This window comes from Saccharothrix isguenensis, assembly GCF_052936305.1.
Genome location: NZ_CP193626.1, coordinates 7,330,232 through 7,354,066 on the forward strand (window position 1 = coordinate 7,330,232; position 23,835 = coordinate 7,354,066).

27 protein-coding genes, 2 tRNA genes and 1 pseudogene are annotated in these 23,835 nt (G+C 70.2%); 15 read left to right on the top strand and 15 right to left on the bottom strand.

Annotation, left to right across the window (positions count from 1 at the left end; all coding sequences use genetic code 11):
* Positions 1–58 precede the first annotated feature (58 nt).
* The 5 genes from trpS to ACRAKI_RS32950 all read right to left on the bottom strand — a co-directional run bounded on the left by trpS (position 59) and on the right by ACRAKI_RS32950 (position 6,802).
* Complete coding sequence (trpS, locus tag ACRAKI_RS32930) at positions 59–1,042, bottom strand: tryptophan--tRNA ligase (RefSeq protein WP_447008586.1); 984 nt, start codon at positions 1,040–1,042, stop codon at positions 59–61.
* Positions 1,043–1,148: 106 nt separating this feature from the next.
* The gene (locus tag ACRAKI_RS32935) at positions 1,149–1,418 is read right to left on the bottom strand and encodes a hypothetical protein (RefSeq protein WP_447004383.1); all 270 of its coding nucleotides are present in this window, start codon (positions 1,416–1,418) and stop codon (positions 1,149–1,151) included.
* A gap of 160 nt (positions 1,419–1,578) precedes the next feature.
* Positions 1,579–4,098, bottom strand: a complete 2,520-nt coding sequence (locus tag ACRAKI_RS32940) for a bifunctional FO biosynthesis protein CofGH (protein ID WP_447004384.1) — start codon at positions 4,096–4,098, stop codon at positions 1,579–1,581.
* An 84-nt stretch (positions 4,099–4,182) separates the two neighbouring features.
* On the bottom strand, positions 4,183–5,868 hold the full coding sequence (locus ACRAKI_RS32945; protein WP_447004385.1) for a TIGR03767 family metallophosphoesterase: 1,686 nt from the start codon (positions 5,866–5,868) through the stop codon (positions 4,183–4,185).
* Positions 5,869–6,499: 631 nt separating this feature from the next.
* Positions 6,500–6,802 (bottom strand): hypothetical protein, encoded by a 303-nt coding sequence (locus ACRAKI_RS32950; RefSeq protein WP_447004386.1) that lies wholly within the window; start codon positions 6,800–6,802, stop codon positions 6,500–6,502.
* A 9-nt stretch (positions 6,803–6,811) separates the two neighbouring features.
* Here ACRAKI_RS32950 and ACRAKI_RS32955 point away from each other — a divergent pair, with 9 nt between their 5' ends.
* A complete protein-coding gene (locus tag ACRAKI_RS32955) occupies positions 6,812–7,309 on the top strand; it encodes a hypothetical protein (RefSeq protein ID WP_447004387.1) in 498 nt (165 codons plus the stop codon).
* A 208-nt stretch (positions 7,310–7,517) separates the two neighbouring features.
* On the opposite strand, the gene ACRAKI_RS32960 is transcribed toward ACRAKI_RS32955, so the two are convergent.
* The 4 genes from ACRAKI_RS32960 to ACRAKI_RS32975 form a co-directional block, all read right to left on the bottom strand.
* Entirely contained in the window at positions 7,518–8,318 is an 801-nt protein-coding gene (locus ACRAKI_RS32960) for an exodeoxyribonuclease III (protein ID WP_447004388.1), read from the bottom strand.
* Between the two features lie 9 nt (positions 8,319–8,327).
* Complete coding sequence (locus tag ACRAKI_RS32965) at positions 8,328–8,546, bottom strand: hypothetical protein (protein WP_447004389.1); 219 nt, start codon at positions 8,544–8,546, stop codon at positions 8,328–8,330.
* Positions 8,547–8,558: 12 nt separating this feature from the next.
* A complete protein-coding gene (locus tag ACRAKI_RS32970; RefSeq protein WP_447004390.1) occupies positions 8,559–8,876 on the bottom strand; it encodes an SH3 domain-containing protein in 318 nt (105 codons plus the stop codon).
* 190 nt (positions 8,877–9,066) lie between these two features.
* Entirely contained in the window at positions 9,067–10,287 is a 1,221-nt protein-coding gene (locus ACRAKI_RS32975) for an NADP-dependent isocitrate dehydrogenase (protein ID WP_447004391.1), read from the bottom strand.
* Positions 10,288–10,570: 283 nt separating this feature from the next.
* Here ACRAKI_RS32975 and ACRAKI_RS32980 point away from each other — a divergent pair, with 283 nt between their 5' ends.
* Both ACRAKI_RS32980 and ACRAKI_RS32985 read left to right on the top strand, forming a co-directional pair.
* The gene (locus ACRAKI_RS32980) at positions 10,571–11,377 is read left to right on the top strand and encodes a metal-dependent hydrolase (RefSeq protein WP_447004392.1); all 807 of its coding nucleotides are present in this window, start codon (positions 10,571–10,573) and stop codon (positions 11,375–11,377) included.
* A 142-nt stretch (positions 11,378–11,519) separates the two neighbouring features.
* Complete coding sequence (locus tag ACRAKI_RS32985) at positions 11,520–11,999, top strand: hypothetical protein (RefSeq protein WP_447004393.1); 480 nt, start codon at positions 11,520–11,522, stop codon at positions 11,997–11,999.
* A gap of 14 nt (positions 12,000–12,013) precedes the next feature.
* Here ACRAKI_RS32985 and ACRAKI_RS32990 read toward each other — a convergent pair whose 3' ends face one another.
* The 4 genes from ACRAKI_RS32990 to ACRAKI_RS33005 form a co-directional block, all read right to left on the bottom strand.
* A complete protein-coding gene (locus ACRAKI_RS32990) occupies positions 12,014–12,271 on the bottom strand; it encodes a Prokaryotic metallothionein (RefSeq protein WP_447004394.1) in 258 nt (85 codons plus the stop codon).
* 58 nt (positions 12,272–12,329) lie between these two features.
* The gene (locus ACRAKI_RS32995; RefSeq protein ID WP_447004395.1) at positions 12,330–12,713 is read right to left on the bottom strand and encodes an MmcQ/YjbR family DNA-binding protein; all 384 of its coding nucleotides are present in this window, start codon (positions 12,711–12,713) and stop codon (positions 12,330–12,332) included.
* 21 nt (positions 12,714–12,734) lie between these two features.
* Positions 12,735–12,808 (bottom strand) — tRNA-Arg (locus ACRAKI_RS33000).
* A tRNA-Ser gene (locus ACRAKI_RS33005) sits at positions 12,809–12,882 on the bottom strand.
* Between the two features lie 57 nt (positions 12,883–12,939).
* On the opposite strand from ACRAKI_RS33005, the gene ACRAKI_RS33010 reads away from it, so the two are divergent.
* The 4 genes from ACRAKI_RS33010 (at position 12,940) to ACRAKI_RS33025 (ending at position 17,465) form a co-directional block, all read left to right on the top strand.
* Positions 12,940–14,049, top strand: coding sequence for a J domain-containing protein (locus ACRAKI_RS33010; protein WP_447004396.1), 1,110 nt, complete (start codon positions 12,940–12,942; stop codon positions 14,047–14,049).
* A gap of 130 nt (positions 14,050–14,179) precedes the next feature.
* Entirely contained in the window at positions 14,180–15,358 is a 1,179-nt protein-coding gene (locus ACRAKI_RS33015) for an LLM class flavin-dependent oxidoreductase (protein ID WP_447004397.1), read from the top strand.
* Positions 15,359–15,410: 52 nt separating this feature from the next.
* On the top strand, positions 15,411–15,986 hold the full coding sequence (locus ACRAKI_RS33020; protein ID WP_447004398.1) for an HhH-GPD-type base excision DNA repair protein: 576 nt from the start codon (positions 15,411–15,413) through the stop codon (positions 15,984–15,986).
* A gap of 9 nt (positions 15,987–15,995) precedes the next feature.
* On the top strand, positions 15,996–17,465 hold the full coding sequence (locus ACRAKI_RS33025; RefSeq protein ID WP_447004399.1) for a serine/threonine-protein kinase: 1,470 nt from the start codon (positions 15,996–15,998) through the stop codon (positions 17,463–17,465).
* Positions 17,466–17,468: 3 nt separating this feature from the next.
* Here ACRAKI_RS33025 and ACRAKI_RS33030 read toward each other — a convergent pair.
* Positions 17,469–18,054, bottom strand: a pseudogene (locus tag ACRAKI_RS33030) (MFS transporter); the annotation flags it as partial.
* 73 nt (positions 18,055–18,127) lie between these two features.
* Between ACRAKI_RS33030 and ACRAKI_RS33035 the strand changes: the two are divergent.
* The 7 genes from ACRAKI_RS33035 (at position 18,128) to ACRAKI_RS33065 (ending at position 22,220) form a co-directional block, all read left to right on the top strand.
* On the top strand, positions 18,128–18,445 hold the full coding sequence (locus ACRAKI_RS33035; RefSeq protein WP_447004400.1) for an ArsR/SmtB family transcription factor: 318 nt from the start codon (positions 18,128–18,130) through the stop codon (positions 18,443–18,445).
* Positions 18,442–18,882, top strand: coding sequence for a hypothetical protein (locus tag ACRAKI_RS33040; protein WP_447004401.1), 441 nt, complete (start codon positions 18,442–18,444; stop codon positions 18,880–18,882). Before ACRAKI_RS33035 ends, ACRAKI_RS33040 begins: the two co-directional genes overlap by 4 nt.
* A gap of 86 nt (positions 18,883–18,968) precedes the next feature.
* Entirely contained in the window at positions 18,969–19,745 is a 777-nt protein-coding gene (locus ACRAKI_RS33045) for an ABC transporter permease (protein WP_447004402.1), read from the top strand.
* Positions 19,738–20,544: an ABC transporter permease gene (locus ACRAKI_RS33050; protein ID WP_447004403.1), complete on the top strand. Its 807-nt coding sequence runs from the start codon at positions 19,738–19,740 to the stop codon at positions 20,542–20,544. The genes ACRAKI_RS33045 and ACRAKI_RS33050 overlap by 8 nt, the downstream gene beginning before the upstream one ends.
* Complete coding sequence (locus ACRAKI_RS33055) at positions 20,541–21,497, top strand: ABC transporter ATP-binding protein (RefSeq protein WP_447004404.1); 957 nt, start codon at positions 20,541–20,543, stop codon at positions 21,495–21,497. The genes ACRAKI_RS33050 and ACRAKI_RS33055 overlap by 4 nt, the downstream gene beginning before the upstream one ends.
* A gap of 35 nt (positions 21,498–21,532) precedes the next feature.
* Positions 21,533–21,928, top strand: coding sequence for a bacteriophage spanin2 family protein (locus tag ACRAKI_RS33060; protein WP_447004405.1), 396 nt, complete (start codon positions 21,533–21,535; stop codon positions 21,926–21,928).
* 67 nt (positions 21,929–21,995) lie between these two features.
* Complete coding sequence (locus tag ACRAKI_RS33065) at positions 21,996–22,220, top strand: DUF1918 domain-containing protein (RefSeq protein ID WP_447004406.1); 225 nt, start codon at positions 21,996–21,998, stop codon at positions 22,218–22,220.
* Here ACRAKI_RS33065 and ACRAKI_RS33070 read toward each other — a convergent pair.
* A complete protein-coding gene (locus ACRAKI_RS33070) occupies positions 22,142–22,852 on the bottom strand; it encodes a TetR/AcrR family transcriptional regulator (protein WP_447004407.1) in 711 nt (236 codons plus the stop codon). The genes ACRAKI_RS33065 and ACRAKI_RS33070 overlap by 79 nt on opposite strands.
* A gap of 72 nt (positions 22,853–22,924) precedes the next feature.
* Between ACRAKI_RS33070 and ACRAKI_RS33075 the strand changes: the two genes are divergently transcribed.
* Positions 22,925–23,833: an NAD(P)H-binding protein gene (locus ACRAKI_RS33075; protein ID WP_447004408.1), complete on the top strand. Its 909-nt coding sequence runs from the start codon at positions 22,925–22,927 to the stop codon at positions 23,831–23,833.
* Positions 23,834–23,835: the final 2 nt, after the last annotated feature.

Consider the following 23,835-nt stretch of genomic DNA (forward strand, 5'->3'; position numbering starts at 1 on the left):
GACCGAGCGGTGATCACCCGCCAGTCGAAACCACCCGGGCGGGGTCAGTCGGGCGAGGTCAGTCGGCGGCGGGCAGGAACCCGATCCGGTCGTAGGCCCGCGCCAGCGTCCTGGACGCCACCGAACGCGCCCGTTCGGCGCCGCGCGCCAGCACCTTGTCCAGCTCGGCGGGGTCGTCCAGGTACTCGGCGACCCGCGCCCGCACCGGCGTGACGAACTCGGTGAACACCTCGCCCAGGTCCTTCTTCAGGTCCCCGTAGCCCTTGCCGTCGTAGTCCGCGACCAGCGACTCGACGGACCGCCCGGTCAGCGCGGAGTAGATCACCAGCAGGTTGCTCACGCCCGCCTTGCCGGCCGGGTCGTACACGATCTCGCGCCCGGTGTCCGTGACCGCCGACCTGATCTTCTTGGCCGACCGCTTCGGGTCCTCCAGCAGCTCCACCACGCCGGCGGGCACGGACTTCGACATCTTCGACGTCGGGTCCTGGAGGTCGTAGATCTTGGCGGTGTCCTTGACGATGTGCGGCTCGGGCAACCGGAACGTCTTGCCGTACCGGGTGTTGAACCGCTGCGCCAGGTCCCGGGTCAGCTCCAGGTGCTGGCGCTGGTCCTCGCCGACCGGCACGTGGTGCGCCTGGTAGAGCAGGATGTCCGCGGCCTGCAGGATCGGGTACGTGAACAGGCCGACGCCGACCGACGCCTCCTGCCGCGCCGACTTGTCCTTGAACTGGGTCATCCGGCTGGCCTCGCCGAACCCGGTCAGGCACTGGAGGACCCAGGAGAGCTGGGCGTGCTCGGGCACGTGCGACTGCACGAACAGCGAGGAGCGGTCCGGGTCGATGCCCAGGGCGAGGAGCTGCGCGGCGGACACCCGGGTGTTGTGCCGCAGCACCTTGGGGTCCTGCTCGACGGTGATCGCGTGCAGGTCGACGACGCAGTAGAACGCGTCGTGCGTCTCCTGGAGCGACACCCACTGCCGGATCGCGCCCAGGTAGTTGCCGAGGTGGAACGAGCCGGCGGTCGGCTGGATGCCGGACAGCACTCGGGGACGGTTCACCGGAGCGGCGTTGCCGACGGGCTCGCCGGCGTTCGCGGCGACGTTCTCAGCGGAGTTTTCGACGACCACGGGAGTGATTCTCCCAGGCCGATCAGACGCCCGTGGTGGCGGGCCGCACCTCGATCGGATCGGCTCCGCTCACGACGAGCTGCTCGGAGGCCGCGCGGACCACCACTCCCCGCCGGCGACGGACCAGACCGGCGACCAGGCCGATGATGCCGAGCGCCACCGCGCCGATGCCGACCGGGGCGTCCAGGGAGACCGGGGCCGCCACCGAATCGTCTGCCGCCGCCACACCCTCGATGACCAGGGATGACGCCGCGCCCAGGAGAACACCCGGAACCACACCGCGACCGCGCACTGCCCAGCCTCCTCACCAACATCGTGTCACCCACCGAGGAGTGAACCTTGTTGACGGACGGCCGCGAACCTACCGAAGCTGTGGGGCTGGGATGTTCGGTTCAGGTAAACACGACCGGCGGCAGAGTAACCACCGCCGATCGCGCGGTTCACCCCAGGGGTCAGCCCACCGGGTCCACTCGGCCATACGTCGTAGTCCGCTGCCGGGCCGGCCGTCCGGCCAGCGCCGCGGTCGCGTGGAGTTCCCCGGCGGTGCGCGCGGAACCGTGCTCGGAGCCCGCCATGCGGCTGATCGTCTCCTCCATGAGCGTCCCGCCCAGGTCGTTGGCGCCGCCGCGGAGCACTTCGGCGGTGCCCTCGTCGCCGAGCTTGACCCACGAGCACTGGACGTTGTCGACCCGCCCGTGCAGGGCCAGCCGGGCGAACGCGTGCACGGCCCGGTTGTCCCGTCGCGTGGGGCCGGGACGGGCCACACCGGCCAGGTAGATCGGCGCGTTGCGGTGCACGAACGGCAGGCCGACGAACTCGGTCAACCCGCCCGTCCGGTCCTGCAGGGCCGCCAGCGCCCGGAAGTGCACGAGCCAGTGGCCGGGGTGGTCGACGTGGCCGTACATCATCGTGGACGACGAGCGGATGCCCACCTCGTGCGCGGTGGCGACGACTTCGAGCCAGGTCGCGGTGGGCAGCTTGCCCTTGGTCAGCACCCAGCGGACGTCGTCGTCCAGGATCTCGGCGGCGGTGCCGGGGATGGTGTCCAGGCCCGCGTCGCGCAGTTCGGTCAGCCACTCGCGCACGCTCACGCCCGCCTTGGCCGCCGCGCTGACGATCTCCATCGGGCTGAACGCGTGGACGTGCATGCCGGGGACCCTGGCCTTGATCCCGCGCACGACGTCGGCGTAGTAGGTGACCGGCAGCTTGGGGTCGATGCCGCCCTGCATGCAGACCTCGGTGGCGCCCGCGTCCCACGCCTCCTGCGCGCGGTCGGCGACCTCGGCCACGGACAGCCGGAACGCGTCCGCGTCCCGCTCGCGCTGGGCGAACGCGCAGAACCGGCAGCCGACGTAGCAGACGTTGGAGAAGTTGATGTTGCGGTTGACCACGTAGGTGACGTCGTCGCCGACCACCTCGGCGCGCAGCTCGTCGGCCAGCCTGGTCATGGTCTCCAGGGCCGCGCCGTCCGCCGTCAGCAGCGCCATGGCCGCGTCCGCGTCGTCCAGGATCCTCGCCGGGTCGGACTCGGCGAGCCTGAGCGCCCGTGCCGCGTCCTCGGGCAGCCGCTCGACGGCCTTGGGGACGGTCAACGACGCCCAGTCGCCGTAGACGCTGTCGAAGTCGCCCCGGCGGTCCTCCGTGCGGCCCTCGGTGTCGATGGCCGTGTTCAGGTCGGCCCGGCCGTAGGTGTCGAGGCCGCCGTCCGGCTCCTGCCACTCCCGGCCGACGACCGGGGCGTCCGGGTCGGCCAGCCCGTCCTGCCCCGCCAGCGCGGAGACGTGCGCGGTGAGCCGGGTGTCGATCCACTGCCCGGCGGTCGCGTTCACGTACCTCGGGTAGACGGCGAGGCGTTCACGCAGGTCGAACCCGGCTTGCCGGGTGTGCGCGGCCAGCGCGTCCACGTGCGGCCACGGTCGTTCCGGGTTGACGTGGTCCGGCGTCACGGGCGACACGCCGCCCCAGTCGTCGATGCCCGCGCGCAGCATCAGGCCGAACTCGCCGCCGACCAGGTTCGGCGGCGCCTGCACGCTTGTGGACGACGGCATGACCAGCCGCGCGACCGCGATCGTGGCGGCCAGTTCGTCCAGGTCGGCGTCCGGCATCCCGCGCATCGCGGTGTCCGGCTTGGCCCGGAAGTTCTGGATGATCACTTCCTGGACGTGCCCGTACTGGCGCGCGACACCGCGCATGGCCAGCAGCGACTCGGCCCGTTCGGTGATCGTCTCGCCGATGCCGATCAGGATGCCGGTGGTGAACGGCACGTTCACCCGGCCCGCGTCGGTGAGCACCCGCAACCGGACCGCCGGGTCCTTGTCCGGGCTGCCGTAGTGCGCGCCGCCCGGCTCCGACCACAGCCGCTCGGCGGTCGTCTCCAGCATCATCCCCATGCTGGCCGCGACCGGCCGCAGCCGCTGCAACTCCTCCCAGCTCAGCACGCCCGGGTTGAGGTGCGGCAGCAGGCCGGTCTCCTCCAGCACGGCGATCGCGCTGGCCCGCACGTAGTCGAGGGTCGACTCGTAGCCCCGTGCCTCCAGCCACTCGCGTGCCTGCGGCCAGCGGTCCTCCGGTCGGTCGCCCAGCGTGAAGAGGGCTTCCTTGCAGCCCTGGGCGGCGGCGCGGCGGGCGATGTCCAGCACCTCGTCCCGCTCCAGGAACGCGGCGGGCAGCTTGTGCGGGACGGTCGCGAACGTGCAGTAGTGACAGCGGTCCCGGCAGAGGCGGGTCAGCGGGATGAACGCGTTGCGGCTGTAGGTGACGACACCCGGTCGTCCCTCCGCCAGCAGGTGGGCGTCACGCACCCGGCCCGCGGCCTCCAGCAGCACGTCCAGGTCGTCACCGCGGGCGTGCAGCAGCACGGCGGCCTCGGTGACGTCCAGCACCGCGCCGTCGGCGGCACGGCGCAACGCGCGCCGCATCGCCGACGGACTCGGCATCGGGTCCGGCGGGGTGATCGAGATGTCCACGGCCACGACAACGACCTTAGGTGGCGGAAATTCCTGTTCACCGCCGGAGTGACCTCCGGCACTGCGGACTTCCCGGCCATCGGGGGCGCGTCAGCGGACGGGCGTCCTCCCCGCGACGACCAGCTCGGTGTTGCGGTCGGTCACCGCGCCGACGGCGTTCGGGTCGGCGTGCGGGTCGTTGAACGCGAACTCCCGCCCCAGCGAGGCCAGGCCGCGCGGGGAGAAGTCGTCGTAGTCGGCCTGGTAGGGCGCGTCACCTTCCACCAATGTGGTGAACAGCGACAGCGTGCCGTCGCCGTTGTCGGCGAGTTCGACGATCCGGGCGTGCTGCGGGTGGTCGACGTGCGCGGCGGTGTTGATCTCCCAGAACGCCCGGTCGCCGGCGCCGTGCGGGGTGATCCGGTTCTCGTGGGTGTGGCCGTTGACCCAGGCGACCACGTTCGGGAAGCGGCCCAGGAGGCTGACCAGCGCGTTGCCGTCCAGGCGCGGGTCGAGCGGGCGGCGGCGGTCCGGCAGGAGGTTGCCCATGGTCCGGCTGGTGTGGTGGCTGAAGAGGACGAACAGCTCGTCGGTGACGTCCTGGCGGTGGCGGAAGCCGAGCACGTCGTAGTAGCGGGAGCTGTTGCGCTTCAGGGTCCGCTCCAGCCAGAGGTACTGGTGCAGGCCGATCGAGCCGTCCGCGAAACCGGCGGTGGTCGTGGTGTCGAGGCTGACGCCGGTGACGCCGGGTGCGATGCGGAACGTGTAGAAGACGTCGACGCCGTCCGCGTTGTCGGGGGTGAAGCCGTGGCCGTGCGGGCCGGGGCCGGTGTTGCGCGGGTCGAGGTGGGCCTGGACGAACTCGGCGGTGGTGAACGGCCGGCGGCGGGCGTCCGGGGTGACGGTCCGGACCAGCCCGCCCTCGGCGAGGACCTTCGCGGCGTCCAGCACGTGTGCCGGGTCGGTCATCGCGCGGACGAGGCGCTGGACCCGGGTGTCGCCGAACCCCATGATCTTGCGGTTCGAGGTGTAGAGGGCGTCGACGGGCGGGATGCCGTCGGGCAGCGAACCGACCACGCTGTCGTCGTGGTTGCCGAACGTGCAGTACCAGGGGATGCGCAGGCCGGGGCTGTCGAACGGGCGGATCGCGGCGTCGAGCAGGCCGGGGACGTGCGGGAAGCCGGCGGCCTTGTAATCGTCCGCTTGGGTGGAGTGCGGGTTCCAGTAGGTCGTGACGCCGGAGTCCTGCACGCCCTCGTACCGGGTCGGGTCGCCGGTGTTGGCGGTGATCCGGCCGCCGTTGAGGATGGTGAGGAACCAGTCCAGCTCGACCAGTTCGTGGTTGTCGGTGTTGTCGCCCGTGGTCATCATGAAGTCGATCGGACGGCCGGTGAACGGCCCGGTGCGGATGGCGTTGACCTTGTTCACCAGGGCCGTCGACGTGTGCTGGGCGAGCGTTTCGTGGGCGCGGAAGGCGCCGGAGCCGAGCAGCGGGTGGGTGTACTCGAAGCGGGCCGGGCTCTGCGTGTCGACCACGTGCATGTCGGTGAACTGGACGAAGCAGGCGAGTGACGTGCGCCGGTCCGCCCGCCCCGCGTCCGGCGTGGCCAGGTCGGGCCGGACCACCAACGGCCATCCCGGACCGGCCTGGAGCCTCCGGTAGCCGGCGGCGCCGACAGCCGTGGCCGCCACGTCCACCGTCGTGCCGGTGGTGGCCGCCCAAGCCGGCCCACCCCACAGCAACGCCGCCCCCGCCGCACCCGTCGCCTGGAAGAAACGCCGCCGGCTGATCCCCATCGACCGCTCCCCACGTCTCGGTTGTCGTGAAAAGTTCTCACGAGTTGGAGGGCCCGTCACGAACTCGGGGTGAAGTGGGGCCGAACGAGCGAAGTCGATCGTCGGGTGGATCGGTTCCGTTGCCCGACAACTCTTTTCACCCTCAGACTCCGGTCGCCACCTGGCGGCGGACTTGCGCTTGGCGCCAATGCGTTCAACATCGGTGCATGTCCAGCGGAAATGAACATGGCGAAACTTCGAACGCCGGCGTCCGGCTGGTCGAGCTGAGGGAGTGGCTGGGCCCGCTTGGTCTTGACGTCGACCTGCGGCTGGGCAAGCACGCTACAGACGAGGGTGCCGCCATGGTGGCCAGCGTCAGCCGAGCGTCGGGTGCGGCTCGGACATACACCGTCGTGATCAAGCGGGCTGTGCCACCCTAGCTCGCTACAGCCCTCCACCCGCACGCTTCACTACCCACGCTGGTCGTCGCCCGCTCGATCACCGAAGGAGCTGCGGGCATCCTGCGCCAGCGGGGCATCGACTACATCGACGAGGCGGGCAACGCCCACATCGCTTGGGGCGACGTGCTCATCGACGTCCGAGGGCGCCGCAGAGCGGGCGGGCGGTTCCTCGCCGCGCGGGAGCAAGGCGTTCAGCCGCGCAGGCTTGAAAGCCGCACTCGCTGATCGGAAAACGCCGAGTGGTGCGTGCCGAACAGACGGGAAACATCCACGTACGACGACGGTTCTGGACGATGCCGCGGCAGCCGTGGATCGTGCCGTCCACGTTGATCTACGCTGATCTCCTCGCCTCTGGCGACCCTCGCCGGCGCGAGCACGCGGACAGGATCAGAATCAGTGACGATCGACTTGCGGACCTCGACCGGCTTTGAGGTCTGCGGGCCGCCAAGGTGCTGGCACGAATCGATGAAGCGGCACGCGAAGCGGGGGTCCACTACCCGGTCGTGGGGGTGACCGCCCGCTCGCTCATCTCGTTCGACCTGCTGGGCAGCAGTCCCCACCGCCGGACCAGGGACATCGACATTGCGGCGGAGGTCGACTCCTGGGATGAGTTCGACAGTCTGGTTCGGGGACTCGACCGGCAAGGCAACAGCGTGCACGAGTTCATCGTCGAGGGCACCGAGGTCGACGTGGTGCCCTATGGCGGCATCGAACAAGACGACCGGACGGTCATGTGGCCCGATGACCACGCGATGAACGTGCTCGGTTTCCGCGAAGCAGTCGATACCGCGCAGACGGTGCTCCTGCCGGACGGGGTCGTTGTCAAGATCCCGTCCATTCCGGCGCTGGCTCTTCTGAAGCTATTCGCTTGGCGAGATCGCCATCGCGACGACACGCGCGACGCGCTCGACTGGCTACGACGCGCTCGAGAAGTCCGACTACGACCTTTCACGAGCAGGAGCGTGGCCGCTGGGTTCCCACATACCGGCTTTGCTCGATGACGATGGCACCGCCGAGTGCTTCGCATCCCGGACGACCACGAGTTGACGGGCGGTTGGCGAGAGATACGACCTCACCTCGTTCCACATCCCTGGTGCAGTCCATGGTCCAAGGTGTTCGGGACGCCATCAACGACGGCTGAGCGTCCACACCCGAGTGATAAACCCCAGGCGTGCGCTCGGTGTCGTGAGAAGTTCTCCAGCCGAGGCTTCAGTCGCCGTAGACGACCGTCACGGGTGCGTGGTCGGACCAGCGTTCGGCGTAACTGGCCGCGCGCTCGACCACGGCCGTGCGAGCGGTCCGGGCCAGGGCTTCCGTTGCGACGTGCAGGTCGATCCGCCAGCCCGAGTCGTTGTCGAACGCCTTGCCCCGGTACGACCACCACGTGTACGGCCCGGCCACACCGGGGTGCAGGGAGCGCACCACGTCGACGTACCGCGCCTCACCGAACACCCGGTCCATCCACGCCCGCTCCGACGGCAGGAACCCGGACGACTTCTGGTTCGTCCTCCACGCCTTCAGGTCCTCGGCCCGGTGCGCGATGTTCCAGTCACCGCACACCAGCACCTCCCGCCCGTCGGCGGCGGCCTTCTCGCGCAGCTCCACCAGGTACGGCAGGAACGCGGCCGTGAACCGGTCCTTCTCGTCCTGCCGGGGCGTGCCCACGTCACCGCTGGGCAGGTAGAGCGACGCGACCACCACATCCGCCAGCTGCACCTCGACGTACCGCCCGGAGTGCTCGAACTCCGGCACCCCGAACCCCGTCCGCACCGCCTCCGGCGCGACCCGCGTCAACACCGCGACCCCGTTGCGGCCCTTGGCCTCCGACGAGTGCGCGTGCGCCACGTGCCACCCCGCCGGCGACCGCACCTCCTCGGACAGCTGCCCCGGCTCGGCCCGCACCTCCTGCAGGCACACGACGTCCGCGGTCGTCGTGGCGAGCCACTCCAGGTAGCCCTTTTTGGCGGCGGCACGCAGCCCGTTGACGTTGATCGTGGAGACGGTCAGCACCGGCGCAGCCTAGCCGCGCTCGGCGACCGCCCAGCCGTACGGGTATTCCGCGCCGCACCGCGCGCAGAACGCCACCAAGCCCATCATGAGCACCAGCGGACTGCTGCCGTCCGGCGACGGCACGCCGGCCACGTCCTGCCCGTCCACCGAGGCGCGCAGGGCCGGCCACTCCGGCTCACAAGCGCACGTCACCACGCCACGGCGGAACGACCGCCACTTGAAGAACATCCACCCATCAGATCACGTGCAGTCGCTGTCCGACGTGGGCAGCACGAACTCGTCCTTCACCCACCGCCCGTCGAGCAGCAGCCGGAACCCGTTCTCCACCCGCCGCTCGGCCTTGGCCACCGCGTCGCGCCGCATCGTCGCCACGATCGGCTGGGTCTCGGCGGGCCCGGCGCGCACGTTCAGGATGTCGGCGACCACCGTCACCTCGCACTTGTGAGCGGCGATCTCCTCCAGCTCCGAACGCCCCCCGCCGTTGGAGACGTACATCAACCCGGCCAGACCCACCACACCGACGACGACCATGCCACGCACCGGAATCCCGAGCACCACGCCTCCCGACCTCGACTGAGGTGCAGATATAGCGCGACCACCACACCGGCGGGGCCTCCTGGGGCGGAATCCACCCGACCGGGAAACCGGACGGGTGAGCCGGCTACGGAGACGCATCAGGGGACCGCCCCGGAAGCCCGGAAGCGGTCCCCTGATGGAATCCCGGAAGGGATCAGGCGATGAGCGAGCCTCAGCCGGCCATCTTCTTCTGGAGGTTCTCGTCCAGCGTGCCGAGGAAGTCCTCGGTGGTCAGCCAGTCCTGGTCCGGGCCGACGAGCACGGCCAGGTCCTTGGTCATCCGGCCGCTCTCGACGGTCTGCACGATGACCTGCTCCAGCGTCTCCGCGAAGCCCGTCACCTCCGGCGTGCCGTCCAGCTTGCCGCGGTGCTTCAGGCCACCGGTCCACGCGAAGATCGACGCGATCGGGTTGGTGGACGTCGGCTTGCCGGCCTGGTGCTGCCGGTAGTGCCGGGTCACCGTGCCGTGCGCGGCCTCCGCCTCGACCGTCTTGCCGTCCGGCGTCATCAGCACCGACGTCATCAGGCCCAGCGAGCCGAAGCCCTGCGCGACCGTGTCGGACTGCACGTCACCGTCGTAGTTCTTGCACGCCCAGACGTAGCCGCCCTCCCACTTCATGGCGGCGGCGACCATGTCGTCGATCAGCCGGTGCTCGTAGGTGAGGCCGGCCGCGTCGAACTGCGCCTTGAACTCCTCCTCGAACACCTTCTGGAAGATGTCCTTGAACGCACCGTCGTACGCCTTGAGGATGGTGTTCTTGGTCGACATGTACACCGGGTAGTTGCGCTGCAACCCGTACGAGAACGAGGCACGCGCGAAGTCCTCGATGGACTTGTTGAAGTTGTACATGCCCATCGCCACGCCGCCGTCGGGGCCGTAGTTGGCCACCACGTGCTTGATCGGCTCGGAGCCGTCCTGCGGCGTGAACGTGATCGTCAGCTCGCCCGCGCCGGGGACCTTGAAGTTGGTCGCCTTGTACTGGTCGCCGTGGGCGTGACGGCCGATGATGATCGGCTTCGTCCAGCCCGGCACCAGCCGCGGGATGTTCGAGATGATGATCGGCTCGCGGAACACCACGCCGCCGAGGATGTTGCGGATCGTGCCGTTCGGCGAGACCCACATCTTCTTCAGGCCGAACTCCTCCACCCGCGCCTCGTCGGGCGTGATGGTGGCGCACTTCACGCCGACGCCGTGCTTCTTGATGGCGTTGGCGGCGTCGATGGTGACCTGGTCGTCGGTCGCGTCCCGGTGCTCGATGCCCAGGTCGTAGTACTCAAGGTCGACGTCCAGGTACGGGTGGATCAGCTTGTCCTTGATGAACTGCCAGATGATCCGGGTCATCTCGTCGCCATCGAGTTCGACGACGGTCCCCTGAACCTTGATCTTGCCCATACTCAGGGCGCTCCTCTCGCGACAATGCAAGCAAGACAAGCGTACTGCTATGTCGGGTTGCTTGCGTCCACCTCGGCTGAAAAAGGGAACGGCGTCACACCGGCGGGGACGCCGCGGACGAGGTGGCACGGGTGTTCTCGGGGCCAATACAACCAGCCGCCCCGCCGGTCCGCCGCACGGGGACCGCCACCCGGCGACACTCGAACACCCGTTCGCCGAATCACCACCGCCGGACGCGGCGCGTTCGCTAACCTCCCCCGGAAGAGTGATCAAGGGGGCAGCTTTGTCGATGGGTCCGACCCACGCCATGAGTGGACTGCTGGCCTGGGCGGCGGTGACCGCGATCGCGGAGAACCACCCCATCGGCCAACTCACCCCGCAGAGCTGGGCGGTCGGCGCGGTGCTCGCCACCGGCGCCGCCCTGCTGCCCGACCTGGACCACCCGTCGTCCACCGTCTCGCGCACGTTCGGGCCGGTCAGCGCGGGTGCGTCGACCCTGATCAACACGATCAGCTCGTTCGTCTACCGCACCACCCGCACCCGCAAGGACTCGAACCGGGACGGCGGCCACCGCGGCCTCACCCACACGTTGGCGTTCGCCCTGGCCGCCGCGGTCGGCACGACGGCCGTGGTGCAGCAGTCGCAGAAGTGGGCGCTGCCCGTGCTGATGTTCGTGTTCGCCGGCCTGGCCGTGCGCGGGATCATGAACGACTGGTGCCCGCAACGGGACGCCCTGCTCATCACGGGTGTCTCGGCCGCCATCACGGTGGCCTGCGTGGCGTGGACCGCGCAGACCCCGGCCAGCGCGGCGGCGTGCGGGGTGGCGGTCGGCGTGGGCTGCGTGGCGCACTACCTGGGCGACGCGATCACCGAACAGGGCTGCCCGATCCTGTGGCCGATCCCCCTGATGGGCAAGACCTGGTACCCCGTCGCGCCACCGAAGATCATGCGGATGAAGACCGGCGGCAAGGTCGAGATGGCGATCGTCGGCCCGCTGATCACGATCCTCAGCGTCTGGCTGTCCGCCGCCGCGCTCCAGCAGGCCGGCGCGCTGCCGTTCCTGGAGACCTTCGACCTGCTGCCGATCTAGATTTCAGATCACGGCCATTCGGCGGCTACCACTCCATCACCCGATCGGACTAGCCTCCACGAGATCCCCGTCCCGCGCCGATCCGCGTCGAGGAGGACTTCGTGGCACGACACGCGCACGACAACGTCGTCGAGGCGGCCGGATGACCACCTGGCTCGGCTTGAACGCCGGTCATGAGGACCGGGCGACCGCCGACACCACAGCGGTGGCGCTCTACGAGTCACTGCTGTTCCACGCCCAGGTCGTGTGCGTGCACGCGGTCGAAGGCCGGCACGCGATGTCGTTCCGGCTCACCGAGGACCCGTCGGACAACACCGTGTCGACGCTGATCGAGCGCGGTTACGGCGTGGCCGTGCACAACGGCAGCCTGCAACGGCTCGCCGGGCCGGAACCGCTCGCCAGGGGTGCGCTGAGGGCCGCGTTGGCGCACCGGGACCGGCGGGAGGGACGGGCGTTGAGGTTCCCCGGTCAGCGCGCGCTGCGCGGCCGTTACGGCGTGTCGGACATCCTCGCGTTCAGCGCGATCGAAGAGGTGCTGCCGCACGACACGAAGAGCGTGGACGCGCGCGGCGACCTCCAGCCGGTGTTCGTCAACGGCCGGCTGGTGCTGGACTGCGGCTAGTCCCGGGTCGGCCTTCAGCCCGGGTGGGCGCCGACGGTGTCCTTGATCTCCGCGCCGAGGCTGACCGCGCTGCGCGCGCAGTGGGCGCAGCAGAAGAACCGGCCCTCCACCTCGACGCCGTGGCCGAGGATGCGGCAGTCGCAGTGCTCGCAGCGCGGTGCGAGACGCTGGATCGCGCACTCGAAGCTGTCGAACGTGTACACGCCACCGCCGGTCGTGCGGACCTCGAAAGCCATCCAGTAGTCGTTGCCGCAGACGTCGCAAATCGCCATGGCCCGAGCCTGCGCCGGTCGTCCGGAGCCGGCAACTCGGACCGGCTGAGACCCGGCGTTAGTCCGACTGGCCGCTGATCCGACTGGGGCGCTGGTCCAACTGGGCGGCGAGTCGTTTCGGTGCGACCTGGCGGTAGGCGTCCCGGACGACCTCGGCGACGGCGTCCCAGTCGACGTCCACGTCGAGGTAGACGCCGAGCCAGCCCCGGTGCCCGACGTAGGGCGGCCGGAAGTACCGCTCGGGTTCGCTGCCGACCAACGCCTCCTGCACACCAAGCGGCGCCGCGCACCAGAACGCGAGCCGGTCGTCGTGGTGGTGGTCGGCGAACATGACGAACAGCTTCTTGTCGCGCACGAACCACGCCGGCTCACCGTGACTGGGCCGTTCGGTCGCCTCCGGCAACCCCAGGCACAGCTCCCGCAACCGCTCCAGCGTTCCCATGCGCGCCATCCTCACACCGAGCGGACCAGGCCGGACTCGAACCGGCGTACTCCCTCCACGCAGGAGGGCGCGTCAACCACTGCGCTACATGGTCCCGAGCCGGGCCGGATTCGAACCGGCGTCCTCCCTCCGAGCAGGAGGGCGCGACAACCACTGCGCTACCGGGCTCTTGTCCCAACACTAACCATGACCGAGGACGCGGAGACAGGGCCGCTAAGGTCTGCGCGTGCGCGGGGTCGACTATTACGAGCTCCTCGGGGTCGGTCGCTACGCGTCCGAGGCGGAGATCAAATCCGCTTACCGCTCCCTGGCCAAGGTCATGCACCCCGACGCGGGCGGGTCTTCCGGCACGTTCCGGATGCTGCAAGAGGCATATGACACCCTCCGCGACCCGTCCCGAAGACGGGACTACGACCGGGGTTGGACCGTCACCCGACCGGGCGCGCGGCCGACGTCACCGACCCGGCCGCCGCGCTCCGGCCGAACGGGCCGGTTGCGGAACTTCGGCGAGGACCCCGACTTCGTACCTCCGAAGCCAGTGGTGGACCTCGGCGCGATCGCGTGGTGGCACCTGGTCGACGTGGGCCAGCGGGTGCGTTACGTGCCCGCAGCCGGTCCCGGGCACGCGCCGGCGTTGGCCGCCGTGCTCGGGTGGTTCTTCCTCCTGCTGCCGGTGTTCCTGATCGACTTCTCGCCGCTCGTGCTGGGGGTGTGGCTCCTCCTGGTCGCCGCGGCGGCGATGGCGGCGTTCCGGTTGGTGCGGCGGTACCTGGCGGCGATCCGGGCGGACCGGGCGTTCACAGCGGACCACGACACCGGTGTGGTGCACGGGACCACCGACGACCGCCCGTGCGAACGGCTCACCGCCGACCTGCTCAGCCAGTACCTGACCCGGTTGCCGGGCGTGCGGATCTTCCACGGGTTGGCGTGGCCGGGCTCGGTGTTCGCAGACGTCGACCACGCGGTGCTGTGCGGGCGCAGGCTCGTGCTGATCGAGTCGAAGGCCTGGCTGCCGGGGCACTACGAGGCCGAGGACGACGGCTCGGTGTGGCGCAACGGGCACCCGTTCCGGGGTGGTGGCATGCGGATGCCGCGCAGCCTCGCCGCGTACCGGAAGTTGTTGCCGTGGCTGGACATCCGGACCGCGCTGCTGGTGTACCCGAGCCGGGCCGGTGCGGTGACGACCGAGGAACCGGCGGACACCGTGGTGCCGCCGATGACGCCGGCGCAGTTCGTCGAGGAGATCGGCGACTGGCTGGCGGAGGACCCGGCCACGGTGGACCGCGAGGCGTTGCGCCTGCTGCTCGCCCAGGTCGTGCCGATCGTACGTCCGTAGTCGAAGCTTCGGGCTCCGGGCTTGTGGGCTTCGGGCGTTCGGGCCTTGGACGCTGGTCAGCCGAATGGCGCATGTCCGTTCCGCCGCCGGAGGGTTAGGTTCGGCGGATCCAGCGCGGAGGAGCGGGCGCATGAAGGTCGACGTCTTCAACGAGATCCAGGACCCTCGTCCGTGGCAGGAAGGGCACCAGCACGCGCGCATCACGGAGGCGCTGGAGCAGGCGAGGCTGGCGGACTCGCTCGGCTACGGCTGTTGGTGGCAGGTCGAGCACCACGGCGCGGACGAGTTCAGCCTGTCGTCGGCGCCGGAGTTGATGCTGGCGGCGATCTCGCAGCAGACGTCCCGCATCCGCCTCGGCCACTCGGCGGTGCTGGCGCCGGCGCGGTTCAACCACCCGATCCGGGTCGCCGAACGCGCCGCCATGCTCGACCACCTCAGCGGCGGCAGGCTGGAGTTCGGCCTCACCCGCTCGACCGCGCCGGAGTGGCGGCTGTTCGGGGTCGACCCGGCGGAAGCGCGCCGGCAGACCCAGCAGGCGTTCGAGATGATCCCGCGGATGTGGACGTCGGAGCGGTTCTCGCACTCCAGCGAGGACTTCGAGATCCACGACGTGCCGATCGTGCCCAAGCCCGTCCAGCAGCCCCACCCGCCGCTCTGGCAGGCCGCCGCGAGCCCGGCGTCGTTCGAAGAAGCGGGGCGGCGCGGGGTCGGCGTGCTGGGGACGACGATCTGGGAGTCCATCGAGCGGGTGCGCCGCATGGTCGGGCTCTACCGCGCGGCGGCCGACGCGTGCACGTCACCGGTGGGTTCGTACGTCAACAACCAGGTCGCCTTCTTCACGTTCGTGCACTGCGCCGAGACCGACGAGCAGGCGGTCCGCAACGGCGCCGTGGCCGCGGCGGCGTGGTACACGGTCAAGGCCCTGACCTTCTTCGAGGCCGCGGACGCCTTCGTGGAGACCGTGCGGCACCAGCAGGAATTGATGATCGACCCGTCCGGCGGTGGCCTGACCGGCGAGTTCCTCCGCGAGGAAGCCGCGAAGTTCACCGGCCCGAACCGCGCCCAGGTGGTGATCGGGCGGGTGCTGCAAGGCGAGGACGTGGACCCGGAGGAGATCTTCGAGGCGCTGAACGAGCAGGACTCGCTGATCGTCGGGAGCCCGGAGACCTGCCGGAAGAAGCTGCGCACCTACGCCGACCTCGGCATCGACCGCTTGATGGCGTTCCACCAGGTGGGCAGCCTGAAGCACGAGGACGTCATGCAGAGCCTCCGCCTGATCGGCGACCTGATCCCCGAGTTCGACAGGTGAGCCGGCCGGGCATCCCGGGCGCGTTGCGCGGGTGGGGTGGGAAGATGGCGGCATGCCGAAGAAGCTGCGCCTGACCGGGGACCCGGCGGCCGACAAGCTGCTCAGCGAAGACCACTTCGCGCTGCTCACGGGGCTCCTGCTGGACCAGCAGTTTCCGATGGAACACGCCTTCGCCGGCCCCCGGAAGATCGCGGACCGGATGGACGGGTTCAGCATCGACAAGATCGCCGGGACGGACGTGGACGAGTTCGTGGAGCTGTGCGTGCAGCCGCCCGCGATCCACCGGTACGGGGCCTCGATGGCGCGCCGGGTCCACGCGTTGGCGTTGCACGTCCTGGAGAACTACAAGGGCAAGACGGCGAACATCTGGAAGTCCGGCAAACCGGACGCCAAGGAAGTGTTCCGCCGGGTCAAGGCACTGCCCGGCTTCGGCGACCAGAAAGCCCGCATCTTCGTCGCGCTGCTGGGCAAGCAGCTCGGCGTCACGCCGGAGGGCTGGCGTGAAGCCGCCGGGGCCTACGGCGAGGAAGGCTCACGCCGCTCCATCGCCGACGTCACCAGCCCCGAGACGTTGGCCGAGGTCCGCGCGTTCAAGAAGGCCGCCAAAGCAGCCGCCGCCAACAGCTAGAGTCCCAGGGTGCAGTTGCCGGGACTCTCCGATCTCACGCCGCTGGGCCAAGGCGGATTCGCCACGGTCTACCGCGCCCGCCAGGTCCAGCTGAACCGCGACGTCGCGGTGAAGATCGACAACCGGGTCTTGCAGACCGAACGCGACCGCCGGCGGTTCCTGCGCGAGGCGCACGCCGCCGCACGGCTGTCCGGACACCCGCACGTCGTCTCCGTGCACGACGCCAACTTCACCCCGCAGGGCACGCCCTACCTCGTCATGGAGTTGTGCACGGGCGGGTCGCTGGCAGACGCCGTCCGGCGGGACGGGCCGCTGTCGGCCGACCGGGTGCGGCAGATCGGCGTGCAGCTGGCGGACGCGCTGGCCACCGCCCACGCCGAAGGCGTGCTGCACCGGGACATCAAACCCGGCAACATCCTGCTGGACCGGTACGGCACGGTGAAGCTCGCGGACTTCGGGTTGGCGGCGCTGCTGGACGCCGAGGGCTCCAGCACGGTCACGCGTGACGCGTTGAGCCCCAGCTACGCGCCGCCCGAGGCGTTCGCGATGGCCCAGCCGACGCCGGCCGCGGACGTCTACGCGTTGGCCGCGACGCTGTACGACCTGCTCGCGGGCAAGCCTCCCCGGCCGGTGCCCTGGCCGGTCGAGTCGTTCGATCACCTGGGTGACGTGCTCCGGTCCCCCGTGCCGCCGGTGGCCGGGGTGCCGCGGGAGTTGCACGACGTGCTGGTGCGGGCGCTCGAACCCGATATCGCGCGCCGCACACCCAGCGCGGCGCGGTTGCGGGACGAGTTGAGCCGGGTGGCCATGGCGGCGGACCCGGTGGTTCCGGCCGGTCCGACGGGTCCGGTCGTGGTCGAGGGGCAGCGGTTCGAGCCGCAGTACGGGTCGAGCTACGTCCGGCCGCCCACCAAGAAGCCGTGGGCGCTCGTCATCGTCGCCGCGGTGCTGGCGACGATCGTGGCCACCGGCACCTGGTGGTGGGCGACGAGGAACAGCGACGCCGCGACCGGCGCGCAGCCCGGCGCCGCGGACGGGTCGAGCACCACGGCCGCGTCCACCACGACCGGCTCCACCACGGCAGCCAAGCTGCCTCCGCCGGACCTCAAGGAGTGCGTGACGGGCTACTGCGTCGACGAACCGACCTGCTACCGCGGCATCGTGTCGAACGGTGGCGAGGCCGCGACGGCACGCCGGGTCGGCAACTGCTCCGAAGAGCACTTCTGGGAGGCGTTCGCGGGCGGTTGGCTGTCCGGCCCCATCCCGAAGGTCGACAACGACGACCTGGTCAAGGCCCCTGAAGTCGCGAGCGTCTGCACGGCGGAGGCGATGAAGGCCAACACGCGGCCGACCGTGAACACCTCGGACTGGGTCTTCACCGCGGTCGGGTTCGTGGACGGCGAGGAGACCTACTTCCACTGCTTGGCCAGGCCTTCCGAAAGCGGCATGACGACCACCAGCGCGTTCGGCGGGTCCTGACTCGGCGGGGGCGAAGCGCTCGCGGAGGCGGACCACCGGCGGCGCCTCGACGCGGGGCAGCCAACGCCGGACCGCCAGCGCCGCTAGTGCGGAGACGGCCGCGATCAACGCGAACACGTCCTGGTAGCCGAGGGGTCCGCCGAGCAGGTTGCCTGCCGGGACGCCCAGGACGAGCGAGAACGTGAGGCCGCCGAACACCAGGGCCACGGCCCGGCCACGGCGTTCGGGTGGGACGAGGACGGTGGCCACGAGCGTCGCGGCGGGCGTGTAGACGGCTGCGCCCAGCGCGCTGATGACGCGTGCGGCCAGGAGGAGCGGGTGGTTCGGCGCGATGGCGGCCAGCAAGTGCCGAATGCGGAGACGCCCAGGGCGGTGACCAGGAGGTGCGGCGTTCCCAGCGGCCGGTGAGCGCGGCGAGCGGAGGTGCGGAGATCGCGTAGGCGATGGCGAACGCGGTCAGCAGCTGGCCGGCGGTGGCGTGGGAGACGTGCAGTTCTCGGCTCACGGCCGGGAGGACGCCCGACACGATGTAGGCGCTCGTGCCGATGGCGAACGCGCCGGCGGTGAGCAGGTACGCGCGGCCCGACATGCGCCCCCGATCGGGTGATGGTCCGATCGGCACCGTACTACGACGGCCGTCGAAGTTCGACCGATCTCGTAGTATGGGCGGCATGACGACCATGCTCGCGCACCCGGAGCGGGACGAGATCCGGATCGCGGCGGTGCTGCACGCGTTGGCCGATCCTGTGCGGCTGGAGATCGTGTGCGCGTTGGCCCGCGCCGAGGAAGGGCTGTCGTGCGGGGTGCTCGACCTGGGTGTCACGGCTTCGACGTTGACGCACCACGTGCGGACGCTGCGGGAGGCGGGCGTGGTGTGGGTCCGGCCGCAGGGGACTTCCCGGATCAGCTCACTGCGGCGGGATGACTTGGACGCGTTGTTCCCCGGGTTGCTCGATGGCGTGTTGGCGGCTCGGCGATGAGCGGCGCGAGTGGTGGCACGGGCAACGGCGCGGGCAACGGCGCGGGACCGGGCGACGCCAACGACTGGGAGTGGGTCCGGGTCTTGGCGCAGGGTCGGGTCTACGACGGGGAACGGCCGGCGGTGAATCGGGCGGCTTGGGCGGCGGTGGCGCTCGCGGCTTCGCACGGCGGCGAACGGGCGGGTGTGCGGCGCGCTCGGGCCGTGGCGGATCGGTTCGCCTTGCGGGCTCGACTGGTGGGATCGGTCGGCGTGTGGGCCGCCGATCCGGACGCGTTGATGGCCGATGTGTTGGCCGAGACGGATTTGCCGGATCGGTTCCTGAAGGCGGTGGCGCGGGGATTGGACCCGGTGGTGCCGTTGGTCCGGGATGGTGCTCTGCGGGAACGCGCGGAGCGCTGGTTGGCGGTGTGGGGTCCGCGTTCCGGCTCGATCTGACCCGGCGCGCCCGCTCCGACCGGGCGCGCCGGCGGTTCGGCGCGGGCGTGATAAATCGTTTGCGCCGGTTCCTAGGGTTTGTAGACGTGCGCGCCTACGCCCGTCTTGCGCTGGCCGGTTTCCGCAGGTACTCCACCTATCGACAGGCGATGGCCGCCGGGATGGCGACCAACGTCGTGTTCGGGCTGCTCAGGATGGCCGTGCTGGTCGCGGCCGTCGCGCAGGGGCCCATCGCCGGCTATGACGTCGCCGCCACCGCCACGTACGTGTGGCTCGGCCAGGGGTTGATGGCCGTCGTCGTGCTCTGGGGCGACAAAGAGCTCTCCGACCGCGTTCGCAGCGGGGACGTCGTGGTCGACCTCTACCGGCCCTGGCACCTCCAGATGGCGTTGCTGGCCGAGGACTTCGGACGGGCCGGGTACGCGGTCCTCGTGCGGCTCGCGCCTCCGATCGCGTTCGGCGCGTTGTTCTTCCCCTTTCGGTGGCCCGAATCGCGCACCCTGCCGTTGTTCGCGGTGAGCGTGGTCCTCGCGGTGGCCGTCAGTTTCGGAATGCGGTTCCTGTTGAACGCCACCACGTTCTGGCTCCTCGACAACCGGGGCGTGCAAGCGCTCTACACCGGGTTCGTGTGGCTGCTCAGCGGGTTGGCCGTGCCGCTCGCGTTCTTCCCCTCCTGGGCGATCCCCGTGCTGTGGTCCACGCCGTTCGCGGCCATGTTGCAGGCGCCGATCGACGTCTTCCTCGAACGCGGTTCGCCTTGGCCGCTGCTCGCGGTGCAGGCGCTCTGGGCCGTGGCGGCCCTCGGGACGGGGCACCTGGTGTTGAACCGGGCGGTCCGCAAGGTCGTGGTGCAAGGTGGCTGACCCGACTGCGGGCGTCTACCGCAAGCTCGTCGGCGCACGTCTGCGCGGCCAGATGTCCTACCGCGCCTCGTTCGTCCTCCAGTGCGTCGCCAACGCCCTCGGTCAGCTGACCGAACTGGTGATCATCCTCGTCCTCTTCAACCGGGTCAGCGGGCTCGGCGGCTTCTCGGTCGACGAGGTCGTGCTGATGTACGCGCTCGCGGGCACCGCGTTCGGGATCGCCGACCTCGTCGCCAGCCAGATGGACGAGCTGCCGACCTACATCCGCACCGGGACGTTCGACGTCCTGCTGCTGCGCCCGCTGGGCACGCTCGGCCAGATGATGGCCTCCGACCTCCAGTTGCGGAAGGTCGGCCGGATCGTGGCCGGTGTGGTGGCGCTCGTCTACGCGTTGAGCCACAACGAGATCGCGTGGTCGCCGTTCACGGCGGTGCTGGTGGTCGTGGCGCCGTTGAGCGGTGCGGTGATCTTCTCGGCCCTCTGGGTCGTGGCCAACGCGGTCTGCTTCTGGGTGGTCGACGGGCAGGAGCTGGCCAACACGGTCACCTACGGGAGCAACGCGTTCACCTCCTACCCCGCCACCGTGTACGACAAGTGGCTGCGTCGGTTCTTCGCGTTCGTCATCCCCGGCGCGTTCGTCGCCTACTACCCGAGCCTCGCCCTGCTCGACCGCCCGGACCCGTTGGGCGGACCCGCTTTCCTGAGCTGGATCTCACCGCTGGTCGCTGTGGCCGCAGCGGTCGTCGCGGGGCTGGTCTGGCGCACGGCCGTTCGACACTACCGAGGGACTGGATCATGATCGAGGTGCGCGACCTGTGTCGTGAGTTCACCGTGACGACGAAGGTCGGCCGCTTCCGGCGGGAGAAGCGGATCGTGCGGGCCGTCGATGCGGTGAGTTTCGACGTCGCCCCGGGGGAAGCCGTCGGGTACGTCGGACCGAACGGCGCCGGCAAGTCGACCACGATCAAGATGCTCACCGGCATCCTGGTGCCGACCTCCGGGCACGTCCGGGTGTCCGGTGTGGACCCGTCACGGGCTCGGCGCGACCTGGCACGGCGGATCGGTGTCGTCTTCGGCCAGCGCAGCCAGCTCTGGTGGGACCTGCCGCTCCGGGACAGCTTCGACCTGCTCCGGGCGATCTACCGGGTGCCGGAAGGCGACCACGGAGCACGGCTCCGGGAGTGCGTCGACCTGCTCGACCTCGGCCCGTTCCTGGACACGCCGGTCCGGCAGCTCTCCCTGGGCCAACGGATGCGCGGTGAGGTCACCGCGGCTCTGCTCCACGGGCCCGAGTTGCTGGTCCTCGACGAGCCGACGATCGGGCTCGACCTGGAATCCAAGGAACGCCTGCGCGAGTTCCTGGCCGATCTCAACGCCCAGCGCGGCACGACGCTCTTGCTGACCACCCACGACCTGGACGACATCGAGCGCCTCTGCCCTCGCCTCGTGGTGATCGACCGGGGCACCGTGCTGGCGGACGGACCGCTGGACGACCTGCGCGCCGAGGTCGCGCCGGACCGCGTGCTGGTGGTCGACCTGGAGAAACCGGCCACCGGGCTGGACCTGCTGGCCGGCGTCACCTCGGTGCGGACCGAGCTGAACGGATTGCGACACCACCTCACGTTCCGCCGTGCGGACACCACTGCGGCGGCGCTCATCTCGGCGGTGGCGTCGCGCGCGGAAGTGCACGACCTCGTGGTCGTCGAACCCGAGATCGACGATGTGGTGCGGCGCCTCTACGCGCGTCGGTAGAGTCGGGTGAAACGGTCAACGAACGGGAGCACTCCATGCGCGCAGGTCGTCCGCTCGCCACCATCATGCTGGCGCTGGGCCTCATCGGAGCTGCGACCGGCTGCGAGGCCGTGCAGCAGGCGTCGGACACCGCCAACCAGGTCGGTCAGGCCGCGGACAAGGCGACCCTCTGCATCGAGGCGCTCAAGCTCGCGAACTTCACCCCCGACAGCACCGACCCTCAGAAGGCGCTCGAGGAGACCCAGAAGAAGGCCGAGGAGCTGAACGCCCTCGCCGCGAAGGCCGGCGACACCACGCTCCAGGACGCCATCACCGGCGTTTCGGACAAGATGAGCAACGTGACGCTGGAGGACCTGAACCCGGCCAACGCCGCCGCTTGGGCGCAGGAGAAGCTGGACACCGTGGCGAAGCTGAGCAACGCCTGCTCCTGAGCGGAAATGCCAGGCTGTCGGTACCTTCGGAACCGTCCTACGCTGGGAGGCACCGGAGGTGTTGCAGATGCACGCGACAGTAGGTGACCGGTTGCACGTCCACAGCCGCACGGTGGGTCTCGACGAGAAGATCGGCGAGATCGTGGAAGTACGCGGCTCGGAAGGTGCGCCCCCGTACCTGGTCCGGTTCTCGGACGGCCACGAAGGGCTGGTCTACCCCGGCCCCGACACGCTGGTCGAACCCAGGACCTCTGATTCACCCAGGATCAAGGACTCGACCTCGGCGCGGTAGAGCAGCGCCGGGTCGATTCCCATCGGTCCGAACTGGCCGGAGAGCTCCAGGCTGAGCACGCCGTGCAGCCTGGTGAACCCGCGCACGCCGGCGAGCAGCACGGCGGGGGGCACGTACCCCTCGCCGCGTGAGTCGGCCCATGCCACGAGCTGGGCATCCAGCCCGGCCGTGGCGTCCTCCCGCGGCGGCGTCCTCTTCGGCAGCACGCTCAGGAACGCGCTCATCGTGCGGTGCGCGGCCATGATCGTGTCTTCCGGCGCGTGGTAGCCGGGCACCGGTGTGCCGAACAGCAGCAGGTACCGGTGGGGCTGGGCGACGGCCCACGACCGGAAGCCCTCCCCGAACGCACGCGTCCGATCCGGCACGTCCGCGCCCTCCGACGCCGCGACCGCCGCCTCCACGGTGTCCGCCAGGTCGTGCCACGCGTCCCGGACGAGCTCGTGCAGCAGGTCGTCGCGCCCCTTGAAGTACCGGTAGAGCGCGGGGCCCGTCACGCCCATGCGCTTGGCGATGGCGTTGACCGAGATCCCGGCGATCCCGTGGTCCGCCAGCTGCTCCAGCGCGATGCGCTTGGCCTCGACCTTCGTCTCCTCGCGGAACCGCTCGCGCCGCACGTTGACCACTTCCCGCACCTCCTTGACAGAAGCACCCTAACTTGTGTTAGAACTTCTAACAATAGTGAGAGAGTGGTACGAGGGGGCGTCGTGACGGTGGTCGTGCTGGGAGCGGGTCGGGGTATCGGTCGGGAGATCACCCGGCAGTTGGTGGCGGCGGGGAGAGAGGTCCGGGCTGTCACACGTTCGGGTGGAGTTCCGGAGGGCGCGCAGGACGTGCGCAGCGATCTGATGGACCGGGCGTCGACGCTCAGGGCCGTGGCGGGCGCGTCGGTGGTCCACCTGGCCGCCAACGTCCGGTACAGCAGTTGGGCGGACATGCTGCCGACGGTGGTCGACAACGCCGTCGCCGCAGCGGAGGCCGCGGGCGCGAAGATCGTGTTCGCGGACAACCTGTACGCGTACGGCCCGGTGTCCGGCCCGCTGACCGAAGCCACGCCGGAACGGCCAGCAGGACCGAAGGAGAAGCTGCGCGGCGAACTCGGCAAGCGACTGCGGCAGGCGTCCGTGCCGGTGGCGACCGGTCGTTCCTCGGACTACTACGGCCCCGGCGGCACGTCGTCGCTGCCCGGCGAGCTGGTGATCAAGCCGATGACGCGGGGCAAGGGCGGGCTGTGGTTCTGGCCGCTGGACGTGCCGCACACGTTCGCCTACCTCGCCGACACCGCGCGGGCGCAGATCGTGCTGGGTGACGACGAGCGGGCGGACGGGAAGGTCTGGCACACGCCGGCGGCCGAGACGTTGCCCGTGCGGGACTTCATCGCGCTGACCGGGCGGGTGCTCGGCAACGCGCGCAAGCCGCTGAGGCTGCCGTCGGTCGCCGTCACCGCGAGCGCGGTGTTCGACAAGCGGTTGCGCGGCGCGGCGGAGATGGACCACCAGCGGACCAGGCCCTGGGTGGTGGACCATTCCGCGTTCGAGGCGACTTTCGGCCCGTTCCCGGTGACACCGCACGAGAAGGCGATCGCGGAAACGGCACGGTGGTACCGGTCCGCGTGAGC

Bases quoted from the DNA above. Each gene is read 5' to 3' on its own strand.
- ACRAKI_RS32965 (WP_447004389.1), bottom strand. From the start codon at position 8,546: ATGTTCTTCAAGTGGCGGTCGTTCCGCCGTGGCGTGGTGACGTGCGCT.
- ACRAKI_RS32990 (WP_447004394.1), bottom strand. From the start codon at position 12,271: ATGGCGATTTGCGACGTCTGCGGCAACGACTACTGGATGGCTTTCGAG.
- ACRAKI_RS33040 (WP_447004401.1), top strand. From the start codon at position 18,442: ATGAGCGGCGCGAGTGGTGGCACGGGCAACGGCGCGGGCAACGGCGCG.
- ACRAKI_RS33015 (WP_447004397.1), top strand. From the start codon at position 14,180: ATGAAGGTCGACGTCTTCAACGAGATCCAGGACCCTCGTCCGTGGCAG.
- ACRAKI_RS33035 (WP_447004400.1), top strand. From the start codon at position 18,128: ATGGGCGGCATGACGACCATGCTCGCGCACCCGGAGCGGGACGAGATC.
- ACRAKI_RS33060 (WP_447004405.1), top strand. From the start codon at position 21,533: ATGCGCGCAGGTCGTCCGCTCGCCACCATCATGCTGGCGCTGGGCCTC.
- ACRAKI_RS32995 (WP_447004395.1), bottom strand. From the start codon at position 12,713: ATGGGAACGCTGGAGCGGTTGCGGGAGCTGTGCCTGGGGTTGCCGGAG.
- ACRAKI_RS33065 (WP_447004406.1), top strand. From the start codon at position 21,996: ATGCACGCGACAGTAGGTGACCGGTTGCACGTCCACAGCCGCACGGTG.
- ACRAKI_RS32975 (WP_447004391.1), bottom strand. From the start codon at position 10,287: ATGGGCAAGATCAAGGTTCAGGGGACCGTCGTCGAACTCGATGGCGAC.
- ACRAKI_RS33020 (WP_447004398.1), top strand. From the start codon at position 15,411: ATGCCGAAGAAGCTGCGCCTGACCGGGGACCCGGCGGCCGACAAGCTG.
- ACRAKI_RS32985 (WP_447004393.1), top strand. From the start codon at position 11,520: ATGACCACCTGGCTCGGCTTGAACGCCGGTCATGAGGACCGGGCGACC.
- ACRAKI_RS32945 (WP_447004385.1), bottom strand. From the start codon at position 5,868: ATGGGGATCAGCCGGCGGCGTTTCTTCCAGGCGACGGGTGCGGCGGGG.
- ACRAKI_RS33055 (WP_447004404.1), top strand. From the start codon at position 20,541: ATGATCGAGGTGCGCGACCTGTGTCGTGAGTTCACCGTGACGACGAAG.